Below are 4,406 nucleotides of genomic sequence, written 5' to 3' on the forward strand. Positions count from 1 at the left end.
TTCCAGCGCACCGGCAGCCGCCGCTCCACCGGCACCTGGGCCACATTGGCGCAGTCCTGGCGGTGGATCGTGATGCCGTGGTTGCCCAGGGCCACGCTGCCCACGATCGCCTCGCCCGGCAGCGGACTGCAGCAGCCCCCCAGGCGGTACTCCAGGCCCTCCAGCCTCAGGATCGGGTGCGATCGATAGCAGGAAGGAACCGCAGAGGAACATCACGGGGCAGACCTCTCTGCTGCGGACCTGTCCGGCGTCCAAGGGAAGGCCAGAGGGCGATCGGCACCCTCCCGCGACACCAGGACTCACCCATGCCCTGTACTTGATCGTTGCTCAATGTGAGCCCCCCCCTAACGTCACCCCATTACGGAGCACGCCTCATGGCGCTCTTCTCACGTGCTCCACAGATCTGCTCCAGCCAGACACGCTGCATGCTGCGCCGGATGATTCTCGCCAGTGGTGCGCTCGCTGCGCTGGCCATGGGAACAGTGCAGGCGCACGCTGGCGGCAGCGAGAAGGCCTTCATCCGCAACCACACAGATCCGGAGGTGACGTGGGGCCCGTGCCCGGCCTTCCTCCCCAAGGGCTGCGGCCTGGCCGTGCTGAACGGTGACCCCGCCAAACCGAACGCGGATGTGCTGTTGAAAGTGCCGGGCGGCAGCGTGCTGGCCCATCACAAGCACACCTCGCCCGAGCGCATCGTTCTGCTCTCCGGCGAAATGACCGTTCGCTACGACGGGCAGCAGGCCGTGCGCCTGCGCCCCGGCACCTACGCCTACGGCCCGGCTGGCCTGGCCCATGTGGCGACCTGCGTCAGCAAGCACCCCTGTGTGCTGTTCATCGCCTTCATCGAACCGGTCGACGCCATCCCCGTCGCCCACTGAATCGAGATACACACGATCGTTCAACCGTGACAGAGGCTGCTGTCCAGCGTCATGACGTCTCAGACTTGAGGGATGCCACTGCGATCGACGGGGAACAACGTGCTGACAACAAATGGCCTCGCAAGATTCATTCGTTTCAAAGCTGTGCAATCACCTGGTCATTGCGCACACATATGCCAATGCCTCAATGGCACGAGTCGTTGCCTGAAGCGGATGCCAATCATCAAACTCTCTGCAATAGTCACCACTGCCTCATCTCTGCTGCCCGCCGCGGCCCTGTTGGGCGCACAGCAACCCGCCCTGAGCCAGCCGCAACCCGTGGTGGCGCCTGCCCATGAACACCTGGAGCCCGTTCAAGGCCCCACACACACGCATGGGGTACTGACCGTGAAGCGCCTTGGGGCTCAACCACTCGGACAGGACTTCAACGCTCTGCAGGGCCGGGAGCTGAGGCTGCGGGAGCTCACGATTGCCCCTGGCGGCAGCATCGCCCTGCATCGCCACGATCAACGCCCTGGCGTCGCCTACATCCTCCAAGGGCAGATGACAGAGCGGCGCGGCCCTGGATTCAGCCCTCGGGTGATCGGCCCCGGCGAAGTGGCTTTCGAAGCCACCGGCGTCAGCCACTGGTGGCGCAATGAAGGCACCACCCCCGCCAAAGCACTGGTGGTGGACATTGTGCCCTTGGATACTCCCTGAAGCACGACGTGGCCACCCAGCATCAGACGGATCTGCAGCACGATCGCATGGCGGCAATGCCGGCGGATTGCGAAAAAGTCGTTTTGCCGATCAGACACGGCAAAGAAGCTCCTATGGTCAGGCCATTACGCAGGGCAACGTCATGCATAATGGCCTGAATTATTAAATAGATCCTGTGCCACTCTCAAGTCATCTTCTGCTTCAGGCTGCCGGAATCACTGCAGGCACGATTGCTGTCCCCAGGCTGACAGTCAATGGCGCCACGGCAGCCGATGCCATCGTGCCAACGTTGCATGATCAGCTCGATGGCGGCAAGCCCACCAACGATCTGCTGAAGGCGATGATGGAGACAAATCATCGATTCAGCAAGCTCTAGCAAAACCTGAAAAGCGGAATCACGCCACAGAAGCGCATGTCGCTCATGGACAACACGTTCCAAGATGGCTGCCAGCTTGAGCGCCTCGCGCTCGCTCAGGGGCAACGCCCCTGAGCCGCCCTGCTCAGTTGTGCCGATGCCCGGGTTCCGCCCGAATGGATCTTTGCTGTCGGCTCAGGCGAGCTGTTCCAGGCGGCGTGGCGGGCAACAGCGCCTTTAACAACGGCATCCCCTCGCTCGAATACGCCGTGGCTGTCCTGGAGGTGCCGCTGATCCTTGTGCTGGGGCACAGCGGTTGCGGCGCGGTCAAGGCTGCCATGGGAACCAAACCACTCAAGCCGCCGCTGGAAGATCTGGTGCAACCGATCCGATCCTCTCTCAAGAGCGACGATGATCCCACCCAGGTGATCGAGGGCAATGGGCGCTATGCCGCCGGCCAAGTGACCAAGCCCAGCGCCGTACTGAAGCAGGCCAAAGCAAGTGGCAAAGTGATGATCAAGAGCGTCTTCTTTGACATCAAGAGTGGCAACATCACTCTACTGGATTAAGCGAGCAGCCGCGTCACCAACGGCGACCACAAATCCGACCGTCGAACCAAGCAGCTCAGCCCTCTATGCCACCCCTTCAAGCCCAAAGATTCAGGGCCTTTTTCAACAGCTCTATGACTTCGGCAACAGCCTGACGTCCTATGGCGATTTCGCCGCCTATCTCTCGAAGACGGTGTTGGCAACCAGCGCAGAGCCGGCCTGGATTGGTGTCAGTTGGAGCAATGCCAACTTCGGCTGCCAGCTCGGCCTGAGGACAACACTGGGCATCCCGACACCTTCAGAAGAGCCTCCGGCAAGGCTTGGCATCGCCTCGCCCTACTACCAGGTGGTCAACCCCTCGGTGGCCACTCCCGACCTGGGGACACCTGCCCCCCTCTATTGCCATCGGTGGGGCCACCAGCGGCACCACCAGCCCCTACGACATCCTCACCATCACAGGCCAGGACGGGCAGACGGTGGGCCTGTCCACCCTATTCCCCAAACTGGCACAGACGGGCGTTGGAAATCAGACCAAAGCCGCCCTGAAGCAACGGATTCGGCCCGCCTCCAACGAACTGACCCTGATCCAGGTTGGCTCCAACGATCTGCTGATCGCCTACATCCAGGAAAACCCGGCGATTGAAGCCGTCTTGGCCCAGGTGATCCAGCACATGTGCCGGAATCTCAGTGTGCAGCTGAGGGCTGTCGGCAGTCGCCAGTTGATGAGTGTTGGCCTGGTGGACTTCCAAGGCATGGTGGATGGCGCGCCCTACCAGATGCCCTTCCTGAGCAACCTGCTGAAGCAGGCCAGCCAACCGGATGCACCCACCTGACTCCAATCCTGGAAGAGTTCTGTGGAGAAGGGTGGCCCGCAAGAGTTCCAGACCAAGTACGCCACCATGCTGAAGAAAATCGGCAGGCAGTTCCCCTACGCCACAGTGATTGATTACTCACCCGAGTTCGGCACGAGCTGGGACACCTATGGCACCCGCCTGGGCAACTTCGCAAGCCATGACATCAAGAACACCTTGGGCTATGCACAGGCCACCAATCAGGGTCTGCCGACAGAGGCAACCAACACCTATCTCTACTTCGACGACATTCACAACACTCAGTGCGGCCAGAAGATGACAGCCCAGGCCATGACCCTCACGCTCGAGAGCAACCGCAAGGCGATTGCCGCTGCCACCCTCACCAACCAGCAACGGGGCACCTCAGGACCCAACGTCCTGCTGGCCCCACAGCAGAGCAGCGAGCTCATCGGCCGGGCCGGCAACGACCTCCTGCGTGGCAAAATGGGCTACGACGCTCTCTGGGGCGACCAGGGCCAAGACCGCCTCAGCGGCGCCCAGGGCAACGACCGGCTGCAGGGCGGCCAGGGCTCAGACCGGTTCAGCGGTGGCAAGGGGGCCGACTTCTTCTCGTACCAAACCAAGGACGCCTCCAGCCGCTGGCGGGACACCATCACCGATTTCCATGGCCGACGGGGCGATTGGCTGGGGATCACCGCCGTGCTGGACAGCAAGGATCCCTTCGCCAATCCAGGCTGGGATTACATCGGCTCCAGGCCCTTCAGCGATGCAGCGGCTGAACTGCGGTTTGCCCATGGGCATTTGCAGGGGGGATGTGGACGGCGATGGCAAGGCCGACCTGCGCATTCAGCTGCTGGGGGTGAACAGCTTCAACCCCGACTGGATCAGCTGAGAGACCTCAACCAATCCCCGTCCGCGCGATATCAAGCACATCCGCCATGGATCGGATCTGATCCATGGTGGTGCCCAGCTGGCTGGCGCCGGCCAGTTCCACCCGCAGGTCGATGCGGGCGGGCTTGCCGGGGTTGGTGCGCACCCGGGCGTCGCTCACGTTGATGCGGCTGTCGGACAGGCGGGTGAGGATGTCCTTGAGCACCCCCACCCGATCGAGCAC

The 4,406-nt window shown here is 62.4% G+C and carries 6 protein-coding genes and 1 pseudogene; 5 read left to right on the top strand and 2 right to left on the bottom strand.

Going from position 1 to position 4,406, the window contains the following annotated elements; all coding sequences use genetic code 11:
• The first annotated feature begins 425 nt into the window (after positions 1-425).
• Positions 426-878, top strand: coding sequence for a cupin domain-containing protein (locus ACLV7J_RS15330; RefSeq protein ID WP_411869929.1), 453 nt, complete (start codon positions 426-428; stop codon positions 876-878).
• Between the two features lie 213 nt (positions 879-1,091).
• Positions 1,092-1,577 (top strand): cupin domain-containing protein, encoded by a 486-nt coding sequence (locus ACLV7J_RS15335; RefSeq protein WP_411869930.1) that lies wholly within the window; start codon positions 1,092-1,094, stop codon positions 1,575-1,577.
• 184 nt (positions 1,578-1,761) lie between these two features.
• Here ACLV7J_RS15335 and ACLV7J_RS15340 read toward each other — a convergent pair whose 3' ends face one another.
• On the bottom strand, positions 1,762-2,058 hold the full coding sequence (locus tag ACLV7J_RS15340; protein WP_411869931.1) for a hypothetical protein: 297 nt from the start codon (positions 2,056-2,058) through the stop codon (positions 1,762-1,764).
• Between the two features lie 92 nt (positions 2,059-2,150).
• Between ACLV7J_RS15340 and ACLV7J_RS15345 the strand changes: the two genes are divergently transcribed.
• From ACLV7J_RS15345 to ACLV7J_RS15355, 3 genes and pseudogenes are all read left to right on the top strand, one after another.
• Complete coding sequence (locus ACLV7J_RS15345) at positions 2,151-2,501, top strand: carbonic anhydrase (RefSeq protein ID WP_411869932.1); 351 nt, start codon at positions 2,151-2,153, stop codon at positions 2,499-2,501.
• A gap of 455 nt (positions 2,502-2,956) precedes the next feature.
• Positions 2,957-3,313, top strand: coding sequence for a hypothetical protein (locus ACLV7J_RS15350; RefSeq protein WP_411869933.1), 357 nt, complete (start codon positions 2,957-2,959; stop codon positions 3,311-3,313).
• Positions 3,314-3,775: 462 nt separating this feature from the next.
• Positions 3,776-3,886 (top strand): annotated as a pseudogene (locus ACLV7J_RS15355) (calcium-binding protein); the annotation flags it as partial.
• Between the two features lie 304 nt (positions 3,887-4,190).
• Here ACLV7J_RS15355 and ACLV7J_RS15360 read toward each other — a convergent pair.
• On the bottom strand, positions 4,191-4,406 hold a 216-nt coding region (locus tag ACLV7J_RS15360), incomplete at its 5' end, for an ACT domain-containing protein (protein ID WP_411869934.1).

The sequence above is a fragment of the Vulcanococcus limneticus LL genome, assembly GCF_943369875.1.
Lineage (GTDB): Bacteria > Cyanobacteriota > Cyanobacteriia > PCC-6307 > Cyanobiaceae > Vulcanococcus > Vulcanococcus limneticus_A.